General features: G+C 69.0%; 15 protein-coding genes and 1 pseudogene. 15 read left to right on the forward strand and 1 reads right to left on the reverse strand.

What is annotated here, in order from left to right; all coding sequences use genetic code 11:
• Positions 1 to 81: 81 nt before the first annotated feature.
• From MMG85_RS07395 to MMG85_RS07465, 15 genes are all read left to right on the forward strand, one after another.
• Positions 82 to 1098: a sugar kinase gene (locus MMG85_RS07395; protein WP_241045459.1), complete on the forward strand. Its 1017-nt coding sequence runs from the start codon at positions 82 to 84 to the stop codon at positions 1096 to 1098.
• Between the two features lie 135 nt (positions 1099 to 1233).
• The gene (locus MMG85_RS07400; protein ID WP_241045460.1) at positions 1234 to 2076 is read left to right on the forward strand and encodes a CoA ester lyase; all 843 of its coding nucleotides are present in this window, start codon (positions 1234 to 1236) and stop codon (positions 2074 to 2076) included.
• Positions 2077 to 2123: 47 nt separating this feature from the next.
• Positions 2124 to 4505, forward strand: coding sequence for a sodium:solute symporter (locus MMG85_RS07405; RefSeq protein ID WP_241045461.1), 2382 nt, complete (start codon positions 2124 to 2126; stop codon positions 4503 to 4505).
• Positions 4506 to 4578: 73 nt separating this feature from the next.
• Positions 4579 to 5454, forward strand: a complete 876-nt coding sequence (locus MMG85_RS07410; protein WP_055937150.1) for a LysR family transcriptional regulator — start codon at positions 4579 to 4581, stop codon at positions 5452 to 5454.
• A gap of 233 nt (positions 5455 to 5687) precedes the next feature.
• The gene (locus MMG85_RS07415) at positions 5688 to 7931 is read left to right on the forward strand and encodes a TonB-dependent receptor (protein ID WP_241045462.1); all 2244 of its coding nucleotides are present in this window, start codon (positions 5688 to 5690) and stop codon (positions 7929 to 7931) included.
• Between the two features lie 101 nt (positions 7932 to 8032).
• Entirely contained in the window at positions 8033 to 9244 is a 1212-nt protein-coding gene (locus MMG85_RS07420; protein WP_241045463.1) for a beta-lactamase family protein, read from the forward strand.
• Complete coding sequence (locus MMG85_RS07425; protein WP_241045464.1) at positions 9241 to 10185, forward strand: ribokinase; 945 nt, start codon at positions 9241 to 9243, stop codon at positions 10183 to 10185. The genes MMG85_RS07420 and MMG85_RS07425 overlap by 4 nt, the downstream gene beginning before the upstream one ends.
• 19 nt (positions 10186 to 10204) lie before the next feature.
• A complete protein-coding gene (locus MMG85_RS07430; protein WP_241045465.1) occupies positions 10205 to 12385 on the forward strand; it encodes a formylglycine-generating enzyme family protein in 2181 nt (726 codons plus the stop codon).
• 5 nt (positions 12386 to 12390) lie between these two features.
• The gene (locus tag MMG85_RS07435) at positions 12391 to 14208 is read left to right on the forward strand and encodes a beta-L-arabinofuranosidase domain-containing protein (RefSeq protein WP_241045466.1); all 1818 of its coding nucleotides are present in this window, start codon (positions 12391 to 12393) and stop codon (positions 14206 to 14208) included.
• Positions 14209 to 14329: 121 nt separating this feature from the next.
• Positions 14330 to 15514 (forward strand): CoA transferase, encoded by a 1185-nt coding sequence (locus MMG85_RS07440; RefSeq protein WP_241045467.1) that lies wholly within the window; start codon positions 14330 to 14332, stop codon positions 15512 to 15514.
• A gap of 117 nt (positions 15515 to 15631) precedes the next feature.
• Positions 15632 to 16354: a TorF family putative porin gene (locus MMG85_RS07445; RefSeq protein WP_241045468.1), complete on the forward strand. Its 723-nt coding sequence runs from the start codon at positions 15632 to 15634 to the stop codon at positions 16352 to 16354.
• Between the two features lie 120 nt (positions 16355 to 16474).
• A complete protein-coding gene (gene kdpA / locus MMG85_RS07450; protein WP_241045469.1) occupies positions 16475 to 18289 on the forward strand; it encodes a potassium-transporting ATPase subunit KdpA in 1815 nt (604 codons plus the stop codon).
• Between the two features lie 11 nt (positions 18290 to 18300).
• The gene (kdpB, locus tag MMG85_RS07455; protein WP_241045470.1) at positions 18301 to 20364 is read left to right on the forward strand and encodes a potassium-transporting ATPase subunit KdpB; all 2064 of its coding nucleotides are present in this window, start codon (positions 18301 to 18303) and stop codon (positions 20362 to 20364) included.
• Between the two features lie 9 nt (positions 20365 to 20373).
• Positions 20374 to 20970, forward strand: a complete 597-nt coding sequence (kdpC, locus tag MMG85_RS07460) for a potassium-transporting ATPase subunit KdpC (protein ID WP_241045471.1) — start codon at positions 20374 to 20376, stop codon at positions 20968 to 20970.
• Positions 20971 to 20976: 6 nt separating this feature from the next.
• On the forward strand, positions 20977 to 21132 hold the full coding sequence (locus MMG85_RS07465) for a hypothetical protein (protein ID WP_241045472.1): 156 nt from the start codon (positions 20977 to 20979) through the stop codon (positions 21130 to 21132).
• A gap of 153 nt (positions 21133 to 21285) precedes the next feature.
• Here MMG85_RS07465 and MMG85_RS07470 read toward each other — a convergent pair.
• Positions 21286 to 21392, reverse strand: a pseudogene (locus MMG85_RS07470) (IS110 family transposase); the annotation flags it as partial.

Genomic DNA, 21392 nt, shown 5'->3' on the forward strand with positions numbered 1-21392 from the left:
GAGCCGGTTAATCTTGTCCCAGGGACAAGCCGAAACGGCCTGCAGGCTGCGCCGCATCCACGCCACGGGAGGAGAGGGGAGATGGGAAAGATCGTCTGTTTCGGTGAGCTGCTGCTGCGTCTTGGCGCGCCCGGTCGCCAGTTGTTGTTGCAATCGCCTGCACTGGAGGTGCACGTCGGCGGCGCGGAAGCGAACGTCGCCGTGTCGCTGGCGCGTTTCGGTCACGACGCCAGCATGGTGGGCCTGGTGGCGGACAATGCACTGGGCGAAGCCGCGCTGGGCGAACTGCGCCGGCATCGCGTCGATACGCGTGCGGTGCAGCAGGCGCCCGGACGCATGGGTCTGTACTTCCTGACCCACGGCGCCATCCAGCGTCCCAGCGAGGTGCTGTACGACCGCGCGGATTCGGTCTTCGCGCGCGCCGGCGGCGGTGCACACGATTGGCCTGCGCTGCTGGCCGGGGCGGACTGGTTGCATGTGTCGGGCGTGACGCCGGCGCTGGGACAGCAGGCCGCCGATGGCGTGCTGGCCGCCGTGAAGGCGGCGCGCGCCGCTGGCGTGCAGGTGTCGTTCGACGGCAACTTCCGTCCCAAGCTGTGGGACGCGTGGGGTGGCGATGCGCCGACGATCCTGCGCGGCCTGATTGCCGAAGCCGATGTCCTGTTCGCCAGCCATCGCGACCTGCAGGTGGTGCTGGGCCTGGACTTTCCGCAGGCGACACCGCATGAGCGTTTCGCGGCGGGTGCCGCGGCGGCGTTCAAGGCATTCCCGCATCTCCGCCAGATGGCGGCCACCGTGCGCGTGCAGCGCAGCGTCGACCATCACGTGCTGTCGGGCATCACCGCCTTGCGCGACGGCAGCCTGCTGACCACGCCTGCCTACGAGATCTCCCCGATCGTCGACCGCATCGGCACCGGCGACGCCTTCGCCGCCGGCGTGCTGCATGGCGGCCTGACCGGCATGGAGGCCGGCGATGCGCTGCACTTCGGGGTGGCCGCGGCCTGCCTGAAGCATTCGCTGCCGGGCGATTTCAACCTGGTGGCGGCCGCCGATGTGCAGGCCTTCCTCGGTGAGAACAGTCTCGACGTCAAGCGCTGACGCACTGGCGGAAGCAGGATTATGTTGCGTTGCCGCATCGGGTAACGCAGCAAAATCTATCGTTTGAAGATGCCGCGCCGGGGCTTTGCCGCTGGCCGGATTCCCGCAGACTGCGCGCCATGAGGAGCGCCGTCCATGCGTAGCAAGCTGTTCGTGCCCGGAGACCGCCCGGCGTTGTTCGCCAAGGCCATGGCGGGCGCTGCGGACGTGCTGTCCTTCGATCTGGAGGATGCCGTCGCCGCGAGTGCCAAGGCGGAGGCCCGCACGCAGGTGGCGGCCTTTCTGGGCGACGCGCCGCACCGGGTGGCGGGCAAGCAGGTGATCGTGCGGGTGAACGCCTGGCACTCGCCGTTGTGGGAAGACGATCTGCGCGCCGTGCTGGCGCTCGACGTGGACCTGATCAATCTGCCCAAGATCGAATCGGCCGAGCAGGTCCGGCAGGCGGTGGCGGAAATCGAGGCTATCGAAGCGCGGCTGCGCGTGCGCCACGCACCGGGCCTGCTGGTCAACATCGAAACGCCGCGCGCCCTGCGTCATGCCGCGGCGATCGCATCCGCGCATCCGCGCATCCGCGGCCTGCAGCTCGGTCTCGGCGATCTGTTCGAGCCGCACGGCATCCGCCGGAGCGCGCTGCAGAACGTGCACGCGGCGCAGTACGCGCTGCGCATGGCCGCGGCCGAGGCAGGCGTGTTCGCCTACGACGCCGCCTTTCCCGGCCTGGAGGACGAAGCCGGCTTCCGTGCCGAAGCCGAGTCCGCGCGTGCGCTGGGCTATGTCGGCAAGAGCTGCGTGCATCCGCGCCAGGTGGCGTGGGCCAACGCCGTGTTCGCACCGACACAGGACGAGATCGAAGCGGCGCGCCATATCGTCGATGCCGCGCGGGATGGCGTGTATGCCGTGGACGGACGCATGGTGGATGCGCCGTTCCTCGCTCGCGCCCGCGCCGTGGTCGCCATGGCCGACGGGAATCACGCATGACCGTCCGCCGCCATTTCAGGTCCCTCGCGCCTGCGTCGTTGGTATCCATGCTCCGCCATGCGGCCTGGCTGGGCGTGCTGCTGCTCCTGCTGCCGGCATCGGCATGGGCCGAAAGCCTGACGGAACTGCGCCACGCAACGCTCCCCGCACCTTCCGCGTCCGTGCATGCCTTGCGCACGGCAGGCGGCCGCCTGCTGGCGTTCTCCGACGGCCAGGTCCTGGCCTGGCCCGCCGGCTCGACGCAATGGCAGCCGGTCGCCATGCCCGCGGGCGCGACGGCGCGCGATCAATGGCAGAACGCCGCCATCGATCGTCTCTACCGCGTCGCCGCCGCAGCGGACGGCAGCGCCACGGCGCTGGAGCGGGTGGAACTGACAGACGGGCGGCTGTCGCTGACCGCGCTTCCCGCACTGCCGGACGCCCTGCGCGAGATCCGCCTGGCCGAACACGCGGGCGTGCTCTATGCGACCGGCCTCGACGCGGCGAAGCAGCCGCACCTGCTCCGGCGCGACCTGTCCCAGGCTACGGCGGGATGGCAGGCCATGGCGCCATGGCCGGGCGGAGCGGCAGCGGGCACCCTGATCGCCCAGCGCGGCGAACTGATCGTCACCACGCCCGCCCAACCTCAGGACGCACTGTGGCGCTGGTCGGCGGACAACGGATGGCAGGCGCTTGCGCCTGTTCCCGGTCGTGTCGTGGCCGCGGAAGGTGCACGCACGACGGGCCAGTCGCACGTCGTGTATCTGCTGCAGTCCGCGGACGGCACGTCGCGTCTGGCCACGTTCCACACCATCACCCGCGCCTGGGCCGACCTGCCCGGATCGGGGAAGCCTGTTGCCGCGACCCTGACCGCATGGGGCAATGGCTTCGCCGGCTGGGATGCGCAGACGTCGTCGCTCGCCACGGTGGAACTGACGGCGCGCACCTACCTGCTGAAGTGGCTGGACTGGCTGGTGATCGTGGTCTACCTGGCCGCGATGGTCGGCATCGGTCTGTACTTCTACCTGCAGGAAAAGCGGGCCTCGACGGCGGATTTCTTCGTGGGCGGCCGCAGCATTCCGTTCTGGGCGGCAGGTGTCAGCCTGTACGCCACCAACACCAGCTCGATCAGTTTCATCGCCATCCCGGCCAAGGCGTTCGAGACCAACTGGCAGTACTTGACCAACAACCTGATCGCCGTGATGGGCCTGATGTTCGTGGCGATATGGATCGTGCCGCTGCTGCGCAGGCTGGACCTGATGTCGGTGTTCTCCTACCTGGAGAAACGGTTCCATCCGGCCATCCGCATGCTGGCCAGCGCGCTGTGCATCGCCATGCAGATCGGCAGCCGCATGAGCGTGATCCTGTTCCTGCCGGCGCTGGCCATCGCCACCATCACCGGCCTGGACGTGGTGTGGAGCATCCTCATCATGGGGGTGTTCACCATCCTCTACACCACCCTCGGCGGCATGAAGGCAGTGATCTGGACGGACTTCGTGCAGGTGTTCGTGATGTTCGGCGGCGCCATCTTCGCCATCGGCTTCATCATCTACCACCTCAACGGCGGGTTGCCGGAGTTCCTCGAGGTCGCGCGGGCCGAGCACAAGACGCAGCTGTTCGACTTCAGCTTCGACCTGACCAAGGCGACCGTCTGGGGCTTCATCTTCCTGGTCGTGTTCGACGTGGTGCTGACCTTCCCGAAGGACCAGGTGCTGATGCAGCGCGTGCTGTCGACCAAGTCCGACAAGGAGGCCGGCCGCTCGATCTGGACCTTCGCGGCGATCATGATTCCCGGCGGTTTCATCTTCTACGCCATCGGCACGGCGCTGTACGTGTACTACCAGTCGCACCCGGAGCGGATGAATCCGCTGCTGCCCATCGACGCGACTTTTCCGCTCTTCATCGCGGCGGAACTGCCGATGGGGGTCACCGGGCTGATCATCGCCGGCATTTTCGCCGCGGCCATGTCCACCCTGTCCAGCATCATCAACAGCGTCTCGACGCTGGCCTCGGTCGACTTCTACGAGAAGCTGGCGAAGGATCCCACGCCGCGCAAGAGCGTGCTGTTCGCCGAGATCATGTGCGTGCTGGTCGGCCTGACCGGCATCGGCATCGCGCTGCTGCTGTCGCGCTACGACATCCATTCGCTGTTCGATGTCTCGATCGAACTGGCCGGCCTGCTGGGTGGTGGTTTCGCCGGTGCCTACACGCTGGGCATGTTCACCCGCCGGGCGAATTCGCAGGGCGTGGCCATCGGCATCGGCGCGAGCATCGTGCTGACCCTGCTGGTCTGGTCGATGGACCTGGTGCATCCCTACTTCTATCTCGCCATCTCCATCCTGCTGTGCATCGTCATCGGCTATGCCGCGAGCTGGCTGTTCCCGCCGCCGGCGCAGTCGCTGCGGGGCCTGACCATCCACCGCCAGGATGCGGTGAACGATGCGGCGTGACGGTGCATGCGCCATCGGTCACATCGCCGGCGCGCCCGCGCTCGTGTAGCCTGACGCGGAAAGCGGGAGGCGCGTGGACACCCAGTTCCTGAATACCTTCGTGGTGGTGGCCGATCGCGGTTCGATGGCCGCGGCGGCGCGCGTGCTCAACATCACACCGGCGGCCGTCGCGCAGCAGATCCGCACGCTGGAACGCGAACTCGGCGCGCCGCTGATCGCTCGCGCCGGCCGCACCGTCAGCCTGACCGAGGAGGGCGCGCGCATCCTGCAACGGGCGCGCGACCTGCTCCGCGACGTGTCCGACATGCGCAGCGTCGCCAACGACAGCGACGTGTCCGGCGAACTGCGGCTGGGCGCGTGCCCGACCGCATTGGCGGGCATGCTGCCGGACATCCTGGCGCGCATGGTCGACACGTTCCCGCAGATCAACGTCTACATCCGCCCGGCCTATTCGGCGGAGCTCTATCGTGCGGTGGAAGCCGGCGAACTGGATGCCGCGCTGGTGCTGCAGGCGCCCTACAGCCTGCCCAAGACCTGCGACTGGCTGCTGCTGCGCGAGGAGCCGCTGGTGATGATCGCGCCGGCGCGGATGGCCGGGCGCGACCCGCACGAGCTGCTGCGCAGCGAGCCGCTGATCCGCTACGACCGCAACCAGTGGGGCGGTCGCGTGGCCGACGACTACCTGCATGCCGCCGGCATCGTGCCGCACGAGCGGTTCGAGCTGAACGGGCTCAACGCCATCGCGGTGATGGTGGACCGGGGACTGGGCGTGTCGCTCGTCCCCGACTGGGCGCGTCCGTGGCCGGAAGGCCTGGACCTGGTGCGCATCCCGTTGCCGCTGCCCAGCGAGCCGCGACGGATCGGCATGGTGTGGTCGCGCTCGTCGGTGCGCATCCGCCTGGTCACTGTGCTGCTGCAGGAGAGCCGCGCCGCCACCGGCCATGCCTGAGCGGTGCGATGTTGCAGTGCACGCTACAAAAACTAGCCTGTGAACATATCGGCGGACGATTCTTCCGCGGCCGGCGTGGACCTACGCTTCGATCATCGTCGGGTTCGAGCGTCTGGGAGGAACGCTGGGCACGCCGGCCGCCACCGCGGCCTTCTCGCATACACATCCTTGTCGCGGAACGTGTCGCCTGCTGCGCGACCGTGCCGTCCACCGCCGCATTCCGAGAATCGATCATGAAACAGGTACCCGCCGCGTTCGGCGTTTTCCTGCTGGCCGCCGCCGTCAGCGCCAGCGTCAAGGCCCAACAGAATACCCCGCCGCCGCAGGATGCAGCCGCCGAAGAGGAACGGGCCAGGGATGCCGTCGACCTGGACCAGGTGATCGTCACCGGCGTGCGCACGCCGAAGGCGGTGGACAAGATCCCCGGCGCCATCACCCTGGTGTCCCGCGAAGAGATCCAGCACACGCTGCTGGTGACCGAGGACGCCACCGCCGTGCTGGCACGTACCGTGCCGGGTTACGCCGAGTCGTCGCAGGCCATGAGCAACACCGGCGAAACGCTGCGCGGCCGCATCGCGCTGCGCCTGTTCGATGGCGTGCCGCAGGGCTCGCCGTTGCGCGAAGGTGGCCGCAACGCGACGTTCACCGACATGGGCATGGTCGGCCGCATCGAGGTCATCAACGGGCCGTCGGCATCCGAAGGCATCGGCGCCGCCGGCGGCATCATCAACTATCTGTCCAAGGTGCCCGAGAAGGAAGGCCACGAAACCACGGTGGTGTCGCGCTACTCCAGCCAGTTCGGCGACGACAGTGCCGGCTGGAAGCTGGGCGTCAATCACGCCTACAAGCAGGACAACATGGATTTCCTGGGCGGCGCGTCCATCATCGATCGCGGCATTTCGTACGACGGCAACGGTCGCCGCATCGGCATGAACACCAGCGGCTCGGTGTCGGATTCCGAGGCCAAGAACCTGTTCCTGAAAGGCGGCATCAACTTCGGCGAAAGCGGGGAGCAGCGCCTGCAGGCGACGCTGAGCCACTTCAAGATCGAGGGCAAGGGCAACTACATCCAGGTCGAGGGCTGCCGCTACGTCGATGACGATTGCCCGGTGCCGGTCACCAATACGTCCGAGCGCGGCCAGATCTTCGGACAGAAGGCGGAGTTCAACGACTTCAAGCAGTACGCGCTGAAGTACACGCATGGCGACTTCTTCGGTGGCACGCTGGGCGTGGATGCCTATTACGCCGACCAGGCGATGCGCTACCTGCCCGAGAACGGCGACGACAAGCAGCTCGTGAGGGTGGACGACGACTTCGACGAAGCCGACCGCATCTTCGACCAGTCCGAGATCGTCACCGAGAAGAAGGGCTTTCGCATCGGCTGGATGCGTCCGGAGCTGTTCAACGTGTCCGGCCTGGAACTGCGGACCGGCATCGACCTGGTGAAGGACACGGCGGAGCAGCGCCTGGCGCTGACCAACCGCCTGTGGGTGCCGCCGATGGAGTACGAGAGCAAGGCGCCGTACGCACAGCTGACCTGGGACATCGGTCCGGTGACCCTGAGCGGCGGCTACCGTCGCGAGGATGGCGACCTGCACGTGGACAGCTACACCACCACGGCCTATCGCAACGCCGTGGATGTCCAGGGCGGTGGCGTGCAGTACAAGGAGAACCTGGTCAACTACGGCGCCATCTGGCGCATCACCGACGAGTGGTCGGTGTTCGGCTCGTATGGCGAAGGCTTCGGCCTGCCGAACATCGGCATCCCGCTGCGCAACATCAGCGTGCCGGGCCAGTCGGTGGACCGCATTGCCGACATCGCGGCCATCGTGGTGGAGAACACCGAGTTCGGCGTCAACTGGCGCGGGCAGCGCGGTTCGTTCAGCGCCTCGCATTACGACTCTGAAACGCCGTTCGGCACCTCGCTGGCGATCGACCCCAACAACAACGATTTCATCCTCAGTCGCGCGCCCACCCGCATCAAGGGCGTCGAGGTCAGCGGCGACTGGCGTTTCAACGAGCAATGGAAAGTCAGCGCGCTGTACTCGCGCATCCGCGGCAAGACCGCCTTCTGGTCCGCCGCGCCCAACGGCGACTACGGTGCCGGCGGTTTGAACAAGCCGATGGGCGTGCTGGACATCAATCCCGACAAGATCTCCGCGTCGGTGACCTGGAAGTTCGTGCCCAACGGCGACATCACGCTCGGCGCGACCCGCCTGGCCGACCGCAACCTCTACGGAAGCGACGTGCGCGAGTTCGATGGGGACGACTTCGAGTACGAAGAGAACACCGAGGGTTACACCTTGTTCGACCTGGGCGTGAACTACCAGACCGAACGTTTCGGCAAGTTCTCGCTCGGCATCGAGAACCTGACCGACAAGCAGTACATCCTGAGCTGGTCGCAGCTGGAAGGCTTCCAGAACTACTGGGCAGGTCGTGGCAGGATGGTGTCCATCACCCACACCATCACCTTCTGATCTTGGATCCCGGGCTGCCCCCACGGCGTACGCCGGTCAACCATCGCGTCTCCGGGTCGCCCGCGCGTGCGGGCGGCTTCCGGCGGGCGTGGTGGGCATTGATGCTGATCGCGTTGCCGTGCCTTGCCGCCGCGGCGCAGCCGGCCGCCATCACGACCACGCTGGATGATCGACTGTGGGACGCGGTCAGCGACGAGGGATACCTCGGCATCGTGGCGGTGGTGTCGCGGCAGGATCGCGAGATCTATCGCGGCGCCTTCGGCCATGCCGATGTGTCCGGGAAGGTACCGTTGCAGGACGACGCCATCTTCCGCATCTACTCGATGACCAAGCCCGTCACCTCGGTGGCGGCGTTGATGCTGGTGGAGGAGGGAAGGTTGCAGCTCGACGCGCCTGTCGCCACCTATCTGCCGGCATTCGGCGGATTGCAGCGCGTCGAAGGAGGCACCGTCGGGTCGCCTGTACTCGTGCCTGCGCAGCGACCCCTGGCCGTCCGCCACCTGCTGACCCACACCGCCGGGTTCGCCACCGGCGGCGACGACATCCGGCTGGCGTCCGAACTGCTGCAACGGCAGGCGCCGGAAGCAGCCGACGACCTGGCCGGCTACGCGGAACGTGTCGCCCGCGCGCCGCTGGCGACCGAGCCCGGCACGCGCTTCCGCTACGACGGCGTCAACACCGAAGTCCTCGCCCGCGTGATCGAAGTCGCCAGCGGGCAAACATTCGAAACCTTCCTGCGCACGCGCATCCTGCAGCCGCTGCGGATGCATGACACCGGATTCGAGGTGCCTGTCGCGCAACGCGGGCGCGTCATGGCGCTGACGACGCGCGATGCGGACGGGCGGCGCGTGCTTGCCGATACGCCGACGGCACGGGAGCCCGGCGTCCGCCTGCGCGCCTACGACAGCGGCGCGGGCGGGCTGTATTCCACCGCCAACGACTACCTGCGCTTCGCGCGGATGCTGGCCGAAGGCGGCACGCTGAACGGTGTGCGCCTGCTGCGCGAAGACACCGTGGCGATGATGATGTCCGACCAGCTGGCCGGCTTCGATCCGCCGGTGCCGGCGCCGGAACCCGGCGAAGGCTTCGGCCTGGGCGGCTATGTCGTCACCGATACAGCGAAGAGCGCGCGACCGGGTTCGCCCGGACAGTTCGGCTGGTCCGGTGCCGCGTCGACGTACTTCACCATCGACCGCTCGCGCGGGCTGGTGATCCTGCTGCTGTCGCAGCACCTGCCGACCGAAGACTCCCCCTCCTTGCCCAAGCTCGCCGCGCCGTTCTACCGCGCCGTCTATTCGGCGGTGTCGCCATGAGCCTGCGGACAGGGACCGTGCTGGTCGCCGGCTCGGCCAACCTCGATTTCGTGGTGCGCGCGCCACATGTACCCGCACCGGGCGAAACCGTGCTGGGCCGCGACTTCGCCACCTTTCCCGGCGGCAAGGGAGCCAACCAGGCCGTGGCGAGTGCGCGGGCCGGCGCCGTGTCCACGCGCATGCTGCTGGCGCTGGGCGAGGATCCGCAGGCGACCGTGCTGGAACAGGCGCTGGCCGAGGCCGGCGTCGCCACCCAGATCGTGCGTGTGCCCGGGGTCGCCAGCGGCACCGCCTTCATCTGCCTGTCCGACAGCGCGGAGAACGCCATCACCGTCGCCCCCGGCGCCAACGTCGGCCTGCGACCGCATCACCTGCCCTCGCTGCGCGGCGTGAGCCATCTGCTGCTGCAGCTCGAAACGCCGCTGGACACGGTGGCCACGTTCGCCCGCCTGGCGCGCGATGCGGGCGTGCGCGTGGTGCTCAACGCCGCACCGGCGACCACGCTGCCGGACGGCCTGCTGCACGATATCGACGTGCTGATGGTCAACGAAGGCGAACTGGCCACGCTGGCAGGCGGCGGCACCGTCGCCGCGCAGGCCGCGCGCCTGGCGGTGCCCTGCGTGGTGGTGACCCTGGGCGAGCGCGGCTGCTTCGCGCGCCGCGGTGCCGAACTGTTCCTGCAGCCCGCCTTCGCCATCGATCCGGTCGACACCACGGCGGCCGGCGACACCTTCTGCGGCGCGCTCACCGCACGCCTGTCCGAACATGCTGGCTTCGCCGACGCGCTACGCTTCGCCAGTGCGGCCTCGGCGCTGGCCTGCACCCGGCTCGGCGCCCAGGCCAGCATTCCGGCGCGATCCGACGTCGACGCGTGGCTGGCCACGCAGGCCGACGATCCCTCGCGAAAGGCTGCGCTGGCGGCCTATTGCGGCATCCCCTGATCCGATCCAAGACGAACGCATGACCACCCCCACGCCCCCCGTCCCGCCCGCGCCCGATGACGCACCGCCAGCGGTGAGGACCGAATACAAGTTCTCCCACGTCACCACCCAGCGTTATTTGCCCACGCCGGGCAAGGCGCCGGGCTGGCCGTTCGCCGACATCGGCCAGTGGAAGATCGACGCCAACGCCTCGGCCGACGACTGGGTGGCCGAACTGAAGGACTGGCGCCGCGAACACCTCACCCGGATCGGCTACGACGATGCGAACTACCGCCGACCGGAACTGCAGTGGGCGCAGCGCAATTTCGTGCACGCGCAGGTGATGGTCGAGGACCGCTACCTCTACGATCCCGTCGCCGGCCGCTACACCGTCGACCGCTACCTCGACGACCTGGACGCGCGCTACGGTGGCCTGGACAGCGTGCTGCTGTGGTGCATGTATCCCAACATCGGCGTGGACGACCGCAACCAGTTCGACTTCGCCCGCAGCCTGCCGGGTGGCCTCGAAGCGTTGCGCGGCGCCGTCGACGATTTCCACCGCCGCGGCGTGCGCGTGTTCCTCACCACCATGCCGTGGGACAACGGCACGCGCGACGAAGGCGAGCCCGACTGGCAGGCCATCGCGAAGATCGTCAAGGCGGTCGGCGCGGACGGCATCAACGGCGATACCTACAACGGCGTGCCGCGCGCGTTCTTCGACGCCTGCGATGCGTTGGGCCATCCGGTCGTCGTGCAACCCGAGTCCACCATCAGCGCCGAAGAACACCTGATCTGGAACGTGCAGAGCTGGGGCAAGAAGGCGCCGAACGAGATCGTGCCGCCGGTGGCGAAGTTCAAGTGGCTGGAACCGCGCCACATGATCAACTACGAGAACCGCTGGGGCCGCGACCGCAATCACGACCTGCAGTACATCTTCTTCAACGGCGTGGGCTACAACGCGTGGGAAAACGTCTGGGGCCTGTGGAACCCGTTGACCGCGCGCGATGCCGAATCGCTGCGCCGCATCGCCGCGATCTACCGCCGCTTCCCGTCGCTGTTCGTCAGCCTGGACTGGCGCCCGTACGAGCGCACCCTGCAGGCCGGCATCTTCGCCAGCCGCTTCCCGGGCGAGGGCCGCACCGTGTGGACGCTGGTCAACCGGCACGAGTACCCGATCGAAGGCGAACAGCTCGCCGTGCCGCATGTAGACGGCACGCGTTACCTCGACCTGTGGAACGGCACGGCATTGCAGCCGCGCATCATCGACGGCCAGGCGATCCTGGAGACCACGCTGGAAGGCCGCGGCTTCGGCGCGCTGCTGGCGTTGCGCGACGGTGTGCACGAAGACGGTCTGGAAACCTTCCTGGCCCGGATGGCGGCGCATGCCGCGACGCCGCTGGCCTCGCTGTCCGCCACATGGATCGCCTTGCCGCAGACCCTGCAGGCCATCGCGCCGACCCCGCCGCACGCTTCCGCGCCGGACGGCATGGTGACGATCCCGGCCGGCGAGTTCCTGTTCGCCGTGCAGGGCATCGAGATCGAAGGGCAGGTGTGGGAGGGCGTGGACGTGCAGTTCCCGTGGGAACCGACCGCGCGCCGCCACCATCGCCGTCGCATGCCGATGCAGGCTTTCCACATCGACTGCCACCTGGTGACCAACGCGCAGTACCAGGCCTTCGTCGACGCGACCGGCTACGCGCCGCAGGATGCGCAGCACTTCCTGCGCGACTGGCGCGACGGCGCCCCGCAGCCGGGCTGGGAGAACCGGCCGGTGACCTGGGTGTCGATCGAGGATGCGCGCGCCTACGCCGCCTGGGCGGGCAAGCGCCTGCCGCATGGCTGGGAATGGCAGTACGCCGCGCAGGGCACCGACGGTCGCCTGTATCCGTGGGGTGACGCCTGGCGCGACGATGCGGCGCCGCCGGTGTACCGCGGGCGCGTGCTGCCGCCGCCGGCCGAGGTCGGCGCATTCCCGGCCGGCGCCAGTCCGTTCGGCGTGATGGACCTGGTGGGCCATGTCTGGCAGTGGACGGACGAATTCCATGACGAACACACCCGTGCTGCCATCGTGCGCGGCGGCAGCGACTACGAGCCGCGCACCTCGCACTGGTACTTCCCGCAGGCCAAGCGGCTGGACCAGCACGGCAAGCTGCTGCTGATGGCGCCGGGCAAGGACCGTTCGGCGCGGATCGGCTTCCGCTGCGTGGTGGACGCGGCGTGAGCACCATGGCAGTAGCCCTCCGCGGACTGCTGGGCGACGCCCTCGACGCCAACCGGCGCGGTCGCCTTTCGCACTTCATCACCGGCGCCGACAGTCCGGCCATCGCGCTGTTCTCGCCGGCGCACCGCGCGCAGAACACCGAGGGCGACTGGTACGGCGAACATGCCGGCAAGTGGCTGTCTGCCGCCGCGCGTGCCTATGCGCGCAGCGGCGACGTCGCGCTCGGCGCGCACCTGCGCGAGGTCGCCGACTACCTGTTGTCCGTGCAGGAAGACGATGGTTACCTCGGCACCTACGCGCCCGAGCGACGCTTCACCCGGCCGCAGCCGCCGAAGCCGCCCAGCTGGGACGGCGCGCCGGCGCTGCGCACCTGGGACATGTGGGTGCACGCGTACCTGATCCTCGGGCTGGTGGAAACCGCGCGCGCACTGGACGACGCGCGCTACACGCAGGCCGCCGGACGCATCGCCGACCTGTGCGCGCACGCGCTGGACAGCGGCATCGACATCACCACACTCGGCAACCACCACGGCATGTCGGCGACGGTGCTGATGGATGCCGCCCTAGAGCTGCATGATGAAACCGGCGATGCCCGCTTCCTCGTCCTGGCGCAGCAGGTGTTCGCGCAGGCCAATGCGCATCCCGCACTGCGGCTGCTGCCGGCCATCGAAGCCGGTGCCGACGCCTCCGAGATCGCCACCGGCAAGGCCTACCAGCTGCTGTGGAACCTGGTCGGCGTGGTCAAGCTGTGCCGCGCCACCGGCAACGCTACGCTGCGCCGCGCCGTGGAGGCGATGTGGGAGAACATCCACCAGTACCACCTGACCCTGGGCGGCGGTCCGTGGGGCGGTGTGGCGCACCGCTCGCGCGAGGTCTTCAACGCGCGCGGCACGTTCAGCCCGCTGGCCTACGTGGAAACCTGTTCGCTGCTGTCGTGGATCCAGTTCAACCGCGAGCTGCTGCGCCTGACCGGCGAGGCGCGCTACGCCGAGGAGATCGAGCGCACCGCCTACAACGACCTGCTGGGCGCGTTCGCCCCCGACGGCGAGGACTGGTGCTACTACTCGTTCCCGAACGGCCGCCGCGTGCACACCACGTACTGGCGCTGCTGCAAGTCCAGCGGCGCGATGGCGCTGGAGGAACTGCCGGCCGTGGCGTACGCGCTCGACGGCGAGGCCGCGCGCGTGCAGCTGTACGGCGCCGGCGAGGCGCGGCTGGCGCATCCGGCCGCCGGCACGCTGGTGCTGCGCCAGCACACCGGCTACCCGTTCGACGGCGACATCGCGCTGGAGGTGCAGCCCGAGCGCGAGGCCACCTTCGCGCTGTGCCTGCGCATCCCGTCCTGGGCCGAAGGCGCCAGCGTCGCCGTCAATGGCGAAGCGCTGCGCGTGCCGGTGGTGCCGGGCACGTTCGCGACGGTCCACCGCCACTGGCGGCCGGGCGACCAGGTGCAACTGCGCTTGCCGATGCGGCCGGTGCTGCACCGGCAGGTGCTGCGCAACGTGCAGGAATCGCGTGCGCCGGACGGCTCCGAGGTGCGCCAGCAGGTGCTGGACCTGCACTACGCCGGCGTGACGCGCGGACCGCTGGTCTACGCCACCGGCCTGATCGACGGCTTCAAGACCGAAGAAACCATCCGGTTGCCCGACGGCCCGCAGGACGACTGGCTGCAGGTGCTGCCGCTCGCCGACGACGATGAAGGTCCAGGCATCACCCTGCAGCTCGGTTACCGGCCGCCGCTGCTGTTCTGGCCGTACTACCGGACCGGCGGACGCGTGGACGGCGCCTGGCGCCTCACCTGGCTGTCGCTGCCGCCGGCATGATCGATACCGCGCTCGCAAGAATTTGTGGCCGCAGAAACAACGTCGGCCGACTGTATCCGCTGCATCGCCTGCACCAGACTGGTCCCCGGCCAGCAGGCGACGGTTGAAGGAGCCTTTCCCCATGGACACTGCCTCTCCCTTCCGCGCCCCCCGGCGCCACGGCCCGGCCGGGCCGCTGAGCGGCGTCAAGGTGCTCGACTTGAGCGCCTACATCGCCGGTCCGTACGGCTGCACGCTGCTGGCCGACCAGGGCGCCGACGTCGTCAAGGTCGAGCCGCCCGATGGCGACAACCTGCGCCAGTACCCGTCGACGCTGGAGAAGGAAAGCCGTGCCTTCCTCGGCGTCAACCGCAGCAAGCAGGGCATCGTGCTGGACCTGAAGCAGCCTGCCGACCACGCCGCGCTGCTGCGGCTGGTGCGCGAAGCCGACGTGCTGGTGCACAACTTCCGTCCCAGCGTGCCGAAGCGGCTGGGCATCGACTTCGACAGCCTGTCGGTGATCAACCCGCGGCTGATCTATTGCGCGGTGACCGGCTACGGCGAGAGCGGGCCGATGAAGGACAAGGCCGGCTACGACCAGGTGCTGCAGACCATGACCGGCATGTGCACGCTGCAGGGCAAGCGCGGCGGCGCGCCGGAGATCATCTACGGCTCGGTGGTGGACTACTACGCCGCGGCGCTGCTGGCCGGCGGCGTGTCGTCGGCCCTGTACGAGCGCGAGCGCAGCGGGCTGGGCCAGTTCGTCGGCGTCTCGCTGTTGCGCAGCGCGCTGACCATGCAGTCGGCGCGGATGATCTGGGCCGAAGGCGAGGCGCTGGACATCGGCCGCGACATGCGCTCGGGCGGCGTCACCGGCATCCATCCCGCGCGCGACGGCTACCTGTACCTGTCCGCCAACACCGCGCGCTTCTGGAAGGCGCTGTGCCGCCTGACCGGCCTGCACGCGCTGGCCGACGATCCGCGCTACGACACGGTGCGCAAGCGCGCGGCGCATGCCGCCGAGATCGTGCCGCAACTGCACGACGCGCTGCAGGCGCGCACCGCGCAGGAATGGGAAGCGCACTTCGGCGACGAGGTGCCGTGCGCAGCGGCGCGGCGCGTGGAGGACATGTTCGAGCATCCGCAGGTACTGGCCGAGGACATGGTGGCGGAGATCGCGCACCCGGTGGTCGGCAGCTACCGCGGCGTCACCCGGCCCATCGCCTTCGGCCGCACCCCGGGGCCGGCACCGTTCGCCGCGCCCACCTTCGACCAGGACGCCGACCACGTGCTCGGCCGCCACGCCAGGACCCGCGCGTCGGGCTGATCGCGCACGCGCTTTACGCCGAATTTACGCCGCGGCCCGCGCCGCGCATGGCGGCTTTACGCGACCCGGGAACAGACTTTCGCGGTCGGCGGAACTCCTCCCGCCTGGATCGCACCCATGTCGTTCTCCTCTTCCGTTTCGCGCAGGCGTACGCCTGCGTTCGCCACGTCTTGCCTTGCCGCCGGCCTGCTGCTGGCGATGGCGTCCCCCGCGCAGGCCGCGACCTTCACCGGTTCCGGCGCGCTGACCACCGACTACGTCTGGCGCGGCACCACCCAGACCCAGGGCGACCCGGCGGTGCAGGCCGGCTTCAGGGCCGCGGCAGACAACGGCCTGTATGGCGCGGTGTGGGGCTCGAACGTCGAGTTCGCCCCGGAAACCAGAGCCAGCAGTGAACTCGACGTCACCCTCGGCTGGGGCGGCAACCTCGCCGAGGACTGGGCGCTCGACGTCAACCTCACCCACTACCGCTATCCCTCCACCACCGTCGACCTCGACTGGACCGAGGCCATCGGCACGGTCACCTGGAAGCAGAACACCTGGGCGCAGCTCGGCTATTCCAGCGACGCACTGGCCAGCGGTGAAGCCGGCGCCTATGCACAGCTCGGTGCGAGGCTCCCGCTGAGCGAGCAGCTCCGGCTGGAAGCCGCTGCCGGTTACTACTGGCTGGAAGACGCCTACGACGACCGCTACGCGCATGCGCAACTCGGCGCCGTGTGGGCCTTCAAGGCCCCGTTCGAACTGCGCGTCACCGCGCACGCCACCGACCGCAGCGCGAAGACGCTGTTCCCGGGCCTGGCCGGTTCGCGCGTGGAAGCGGCGCTGCAGGCGTCGTTCTGACCGCCGCCATGTTCCCCGACTTCCTCCACCTGCTGCTGACGCTGGCGGGCGTGCTCGCCGGCGCCGGCCTCCTGTTCCTGCTGATCACGCGGCGCACGCGTACGCCGATGGATGACTCCCATGACTGAATTCCTGCTTGTGTTCGCGCTGGCCATCGCCCTGGGTTGGCCGCTGGGCCGCTACCTGGCCGCGGTGATGCGTGGTGCGCCGATGCGCGGCGATGCGCTGTTCGGCCGCATCGAGCGCCCGCTGTACCGCCTGCTGGGCGTCGATCCGGCGCAGGGCATGGACTGGAAGGCCTATGCGAAGGCCTTCCTGCTCAGCAACCTGGTGCTCGGCGTGCTGGTCTGGGGCATCTTCATGACCCAGGCCTGGCTGCCGCTCAATCCCAACGACGCCCCCAACATGCGCTGGGACCTGGCGCTGCACACCATGGTGTCGTTCCTCACCAACACCAACCAGCAGCACTATTCCGGCCAGGCGCAGTTGTCGTACCTGGCGCAGATGACCGGCATCGTCGGCCTGCAGGTGGTCACGCCGATGATGGGCCTGGCGCTGGTGGTGGCGACGCTGCGCGGTCTGTTTGGTGGGCGAGCGGGCGCACGCTCGTCCGATGCCCTATCGGCATCGGACGCGGCCGTGAGCGCCCGGCCAGGGATGGCCGGGCAGGAGGTTCCGGAGCACGCCATGTCTCGCCAGGGATGGCCGTCGCGCGACATGTCGAAGCAGGGCAACGGTGACGCCGACGTCGGCAACTACTGGGCCGACGTCCTGCGTCCCGCCGTGCGCGTGATGCTGCCGCTGTGCCTGCTGTGGTCGCTGCTGCTGACCTGGCAGGGCGTGCCGTCCACGCTGCAGGGCGGGCCGGTCGCCACACCCATCGATGCCTCGGCGCAGATGACCGAACAGAAGATCCCGCTCGGCCCGGTCGCGCCGATGGTCGCCGTCAAGCAACTCGGCACCAACGGCGGCGGCTGGTACGGCCCCAACAGCGCCGTGCCGCTGGAGAACCCCACGCCGTTCTCCAACCTGCTGGAAACACTGGCGCTCATCCTCCTCCCGGTCAGCATCGCCTTCATGGTGGGCAGCTTCACCGGCCGGCGGAAGTTCACCGCGCTGGTGTTCGGCACCATGCTGACGATGTCGCTGGTCTCGGCCGGCGCGGCGCTGTGGTCGGAGAGCCTGTCCGGCACGTCCACCGACATCGCCGTGATGGAAGGCAAGGAAGTGCGCTTCGGCGCCGCGCCGTCCGCGTTGTGGGCTGCGCTGACCACGCAGACCTCGAACGGCTCGGTCAACGCGATGCACGACTCGCTGGCGCCGCTGAGCGGCCTGGTGACGATCGGCAACATGCTGGTCAACAGCATCTGGGGCGGCATCGGCTGCGGCCTGCAGCAGTTCCTGGTCTACCTGCTGCTCAGTGTGTTCCTCGCCGGCCTGATGACCGGCCGCACGCCGGAACTGTTCGGCCGCAAGATCGAGGCGCATGAAGTGAAGCTGCTGGCCGTGCTGGTGCTGCTGCAGCCGCTGGTGTTGCTGGGCCTGACCGCGCTCACGCTGGCGGTGCCGGCGATCACCGGCAACTCCAATCCGTCGTTCCATGGCATCAGCCAGGTGTTCTACGAGTACACCTCCGCGTTCGCCAACAACGGCTCGGGCTTCGAAGGCCTGGGCGACGCGACGTACTGGTGGAACCTCAGCACCACGCTGGTGCTGCTGCTCGGGCGCTATCCCGCGCTGATCATTCCGCTGGCCATCGCCGCCTCGCTGGCCCGCAAGCGCGTCGCGCCGGACGGTGTCGGCACGCTGCAGATCGAAACCCCCACCTTCGCACTGACGCTGATCGCGGTGGTCGTCATCCTGACCCTGCTGCAGTTCATGCCCGTGCTGGTACTCGGCCCCGTGGCCGACCACCTTGCGCTGATCGCGTCCTGAGGATCGCTTCCATGACTGACTCCACCCTGCAACACGCGCCGCGTCGCCACGCCGCGCTGCTCGACGCGGCCGGCTTCCGCACCGCCGTGGCCAGCGCCTTCGCCAAACTCGCCCCGCAGCACGCCTTCAGGAACCCGGTGATGGCCGTGGTCTGGCTGGGCACGCTGCTCACCGCCGGCCTGACGCTGGCGGGCATGAGCACGCCCGGCGTCGGCGGCGCGGTCACCGCGCTGCTGTTCGTCACCGTGCTGTTCGCCAACTTCGCCGAAGCCGTCGCCGAAGCGCGCGGCCGTGGCCAGGCGGCATCGCTGCGGCGTGCGCGCAAGGACCTGGTGGCGCGTCGCGTCGATACGCCGCTGGGCGGCAGCGAGCGCCGCCTGCCGGCCGCCGAACTGAAGCCGGACGACTACGTCATCGTCTCCGCCGGCGAACAGATCCCCGCCGACGGCGAGATCGTCAAAGGCCTGGCCACCATCAACGAGTCCGCGGTCACCGGCGAATCCGCCCCCGTATTGCGCGAAGCCGGCACCGACCGCAGCGGCGTGATCGGCGGCACCACGGTGTTGTCCGACGAGATCGTGGTGAAGATCACCGCCGAGCCCGGCCACAGCTTCCTCGACCGCATGATCGCACTGGTCGAGGGCGCCAACCGGCAGAAGACGCCGAACGAGATCGCGCTGGGCCTGCTGTTGCTGACCATGACGCTGACCTTCCTGATCGTCGTCATCACGCTGCCCTTCATCGCCGGGTTCGTCGGCGCGAAGCTCGACCCGCTGCTGCTGATCGCGCTGCTGGTCTGCCTGATTCCCACCACCATCGGCGGCCTGCTGCCGGCCATCGGCATCGCCGGCATGAACCGCGCGCTGGCCGCCAACGTGCTGGCCAAGTCGGGCAAGGCGGTGGAAGTGGCCGGCGATGTCGACGTGCTGCTGCTCGACAAGACCGGCACCATCACCCACGGCGACCGCCAGGCCACGCTGTTCCACCCGCTGGCCGGCATCGACCACGCGCAACTGCGCGATGCCGCGATGCTGGCCTCGCTGGCCGACCCCACGCCGGAAGGCAAGTCCATCGTGCGGCTGGCGCGCGAGCAGGGCGCGGCGGCGGTGGAACCGGCGCACGCGCGGTTCGTCGCCTTCACCGCGCAGACCCGCATGTCCGGCGTGGACCTGGCGGGTGACGGCCCGGGTCGCGCGCGCATCATCCGCAAAGGCGCGGCCGATGCCATCCTCAGGCACGTGCAGGCGCAGGGTGGAAACGCACCGGCCGAACTCACCGCGCGCGTCGAACAGGTCGCCCGCAACGGCGCCACGCCGCTGGTGGTCAGCGACGGCAACCACGTGCTCGGTGTGGTCGAACTCTCCGACGTGGTCAAGCACGGCATCAAGGAAAAGTTCGCCCACATGCGGGCGATGGGCATCCGCACCGTGATGATCACCGGCGACAACCCGCTGACCGCCGCCGCCATCGCCGCCGAAGCCGGCGTGGACGACTACATCGCCGAGGCGCGTCCGGAAGACAAGCTGGCGCGCATCCGCCAGGAACAGGCCGGCGGCCGCCTGGTCGCCATGGTCGGCGACGGCACCAACGACGCCCCCGCGCTGGCGCAGGCCGACGTGGGCCTGGCGATGAACTCCGGCACGCAGGCAGCGAAGGAGGCGGGCAACATGGTCGACCTCGATTCCGACCCGGCCAAGCTGCTGGATGTGGTGGAGATCGGCAAGCAGCAGCTGATCACGCGCGGCGCACTGACCACCTTCTCGCTGGCCAATGACGTGTCGAAGTACTTCGCCATCCTGCCGGCGCTGTTCGCCGCCGCCATCCCCTCGATGGCCGCACTCAACGTGATGCAGCTGTCCAGTCCCACCAACGCGGTGATCGCCGCGCTGATCTTCAACGCGATCATCATCCCGCTGCTGATCCCGCTGGCGCTGCGCGGCGTGCGCTTCCGCCCGGCCGCCGCCACCGCGCTGCTGCGGCGGAACATGCTGGTCTACGGCGTGGGCGGCGTGCTGCTGCCGTTCGCCGCGATCAAGCTCATCGACCTGCTGCTGGCCGCCGTCTTCGGCGCCTGAGGAACTGCCATGAACGCTTCCACTCCCGCTTCCCCGCGCAGCACGCTGCGTGCCCCGCTGATGCTGGCCGCCATCGCACTGCTCGGCTTCGGCCTGCTGTACTCGCTGGCCGGCACCGGCCTGGGCCGCGTGCTGTTCCCGCACCAGGCCACCGGCAGCCTGATCGAACGCGACGGCCGCGTGGTCGGCTCGTCGCTGGTCGCGCAACCGTTCGCCGACGACCGCTATTTCCAGTCGCGCCCCTCGGCAGCCCACTACGACGTGATGGCGCTGGCCGGCAGCAACCAGGCGCGCACGAACCCCGAGCTGCGTTCGCGCATCGACGAAGCACGCAGCGCTGTCGCTGCACGCGAAGGCGTCGATCCCGCCGAGGTACCCGGCGACCTGGTCACCCAGTCCGGCGGCGGCATCGACCCCCACCTGTCGCCGGCCGCCGTGCGCATCCAGATCGCCCGCGTCGCCCGCGCGCGCGGCATCCAGGCGGCACACGTCGAACGCCTCGTCGCCACGCATACCGAAGCACCGCAGTTCGGCGTCCTCGGCGCACCCCGCATCAACGTACTGGCGTTGAACCTGGCGCTGGACCAGGCGCAGGCCTCGGAGTGATGCGGCATGACCCATCCGCGATGTCTCAGGTTGGCGTCTGGTCGCGGGCGACGTCCCGCGGCGTGGTGGCGCGTACTCGCGTTCCGCGTCGCCGTGTTCGCAGCAGCGCTGGGTTATGCCGTGCTGGTCGTGGCGTTCGCACATCGCGTGCCGGTGGGGTGATGGTTGCCTGTGCTTTTCTGCAACCGGACATCAGTGCCCCCGCGACGCGAGTCCCGGTTTCCCTCTCCCCGGCGGTGGGGAAAAGGATGTTTCCTGGCGATGTAGAAATGCAGTACCCCTCTCCCCGCCAGCGGGGAGAGCAACTGTCTTGATTCAGGCTGTTTGGGAGGCGTTGAGATGGTCCCGCATGCGGGCGTTGAGGATGACCAGCAGTTTGCGCATGGATGCCACCAGGGCCACCTTGGCGGGTTTACCTCGCT

It is taken from the genome of Pseudoxanthomonas sp. LH2527 (assembly GCF_022539275.1).
Lineage (GTDB): Bacteria > Pseudomonadota > Gammaproteobacteria > Xanthomonadales > Xanthomonadaceae > Pseudoxanthomonas_A.

What these genes read in the sequence shown, in the direction of transcription:
- MMG85_RS07395 (WP_241045459.1), top strand. Translation starts at nt 82, where the DNA reads ATGGGAAAGATCGTCTGTTTCGGTGAGCTGCTGCTGCGTCTTGGCGCG.
- MMG85_RS07400 (WP_241045460.1), top strand. Translation starts at nt 1,234, where the DNA reads ATGCGTAGCAAGCTGTTCGTGCCCGGAGACCGCCCGGCGTTGTTCGCC.
- MMG85_RS07405 (WP_241045461.1), top strand. Translation starts at nt 2,124, where the DNA reads ATGCTCCGCCATGCGGCCTGGCTGGGCGTGCTGCTGCTCCTGCTGCCG.
- MMG85_RS07415 (WP_241045462.1), top strand. Translation starts at nt 5,688, where the DNA reads ATGAAACAGGTACCCGCCGCGTTCGGCGTTTTCCTGCTGGCCGCCGCC.
- MMG85_RS07420 (WP_241045463.1), top strand. Translation starts at nt 8,033, where the DNA reads ATGCTGATCGCGTTGCCGTGCCTTGCCGCCGCGGCGCAGCCGGCCGCC.
- MMG85_RS07425 (WP_241045464.1), top strand. Translation starts at nt 9,241, where the DNA reads ATGAGCCTGCGGACAGGGACCGTGCTGGTCGCCGGCTCGGCCAACCTC.
- MMG85_RS07430 (WP_241045465.1), top strand. Translation starts at nt 10,205, where the DNA reads ATGACCACCCCCACGCCCCCCGTCCCGCCCGCGCCCGATGACGCACCG.
- MMG85_RS07435 (WP_241045466.1), top strand. Translation starts at nt 12,391, where the DNA reads ATGGCAGTAGCCCTCCGCGGACTGCTGGGCGACGCCCTCGACGCCAAC.
- MMG85_RS07440 (WP_241045467.1), top strand. Translation starts at nt 14,330, where the DNA reads ATGGACACTGCCTCTCCCTTCCGCGCCCCCCGGCGCCACGGCCCGGCC.
- MMG85_RS07445 (WP_241045468.1), top strand. Translation starts at nt 15,632, where the DNA reads ATGTCGTTCTCCTCTTCCGTTTCGCGCAGGCGTACGCCTGCGTTCGCC.
- kdpA (WP_241045469.1), top strand. Translation starts at nt 16,475, where the DNA reads ATGACTGAATTCCTGCTTGTGTTCGCGCTGGCCATCGCCCTGGGTTGG.
- kdpB (WP_241045470.1), top strand. Translation starts at nt 18,301, where the DNA reads ATGACTGACTCCACCCTGCAACACGCGCCGCGTCGCCACGCCGCGCTG.
- kdpC (WP_241045471.1), top strand. Translation starts at nt 20,374, where the DNA reads ATGAACGCTTCCACTCCCGCTTCCCCGCGCAGCACGCTGCGTGCCCCG.
- MMG85_RS07465 (WP_241045472.1), top strand. Translation starts at nt 20,977, where the DNA reads ATGACCCATCCGCGATGTCTCAGGTTGGCGTCTGGTCGCGGGCGACGT.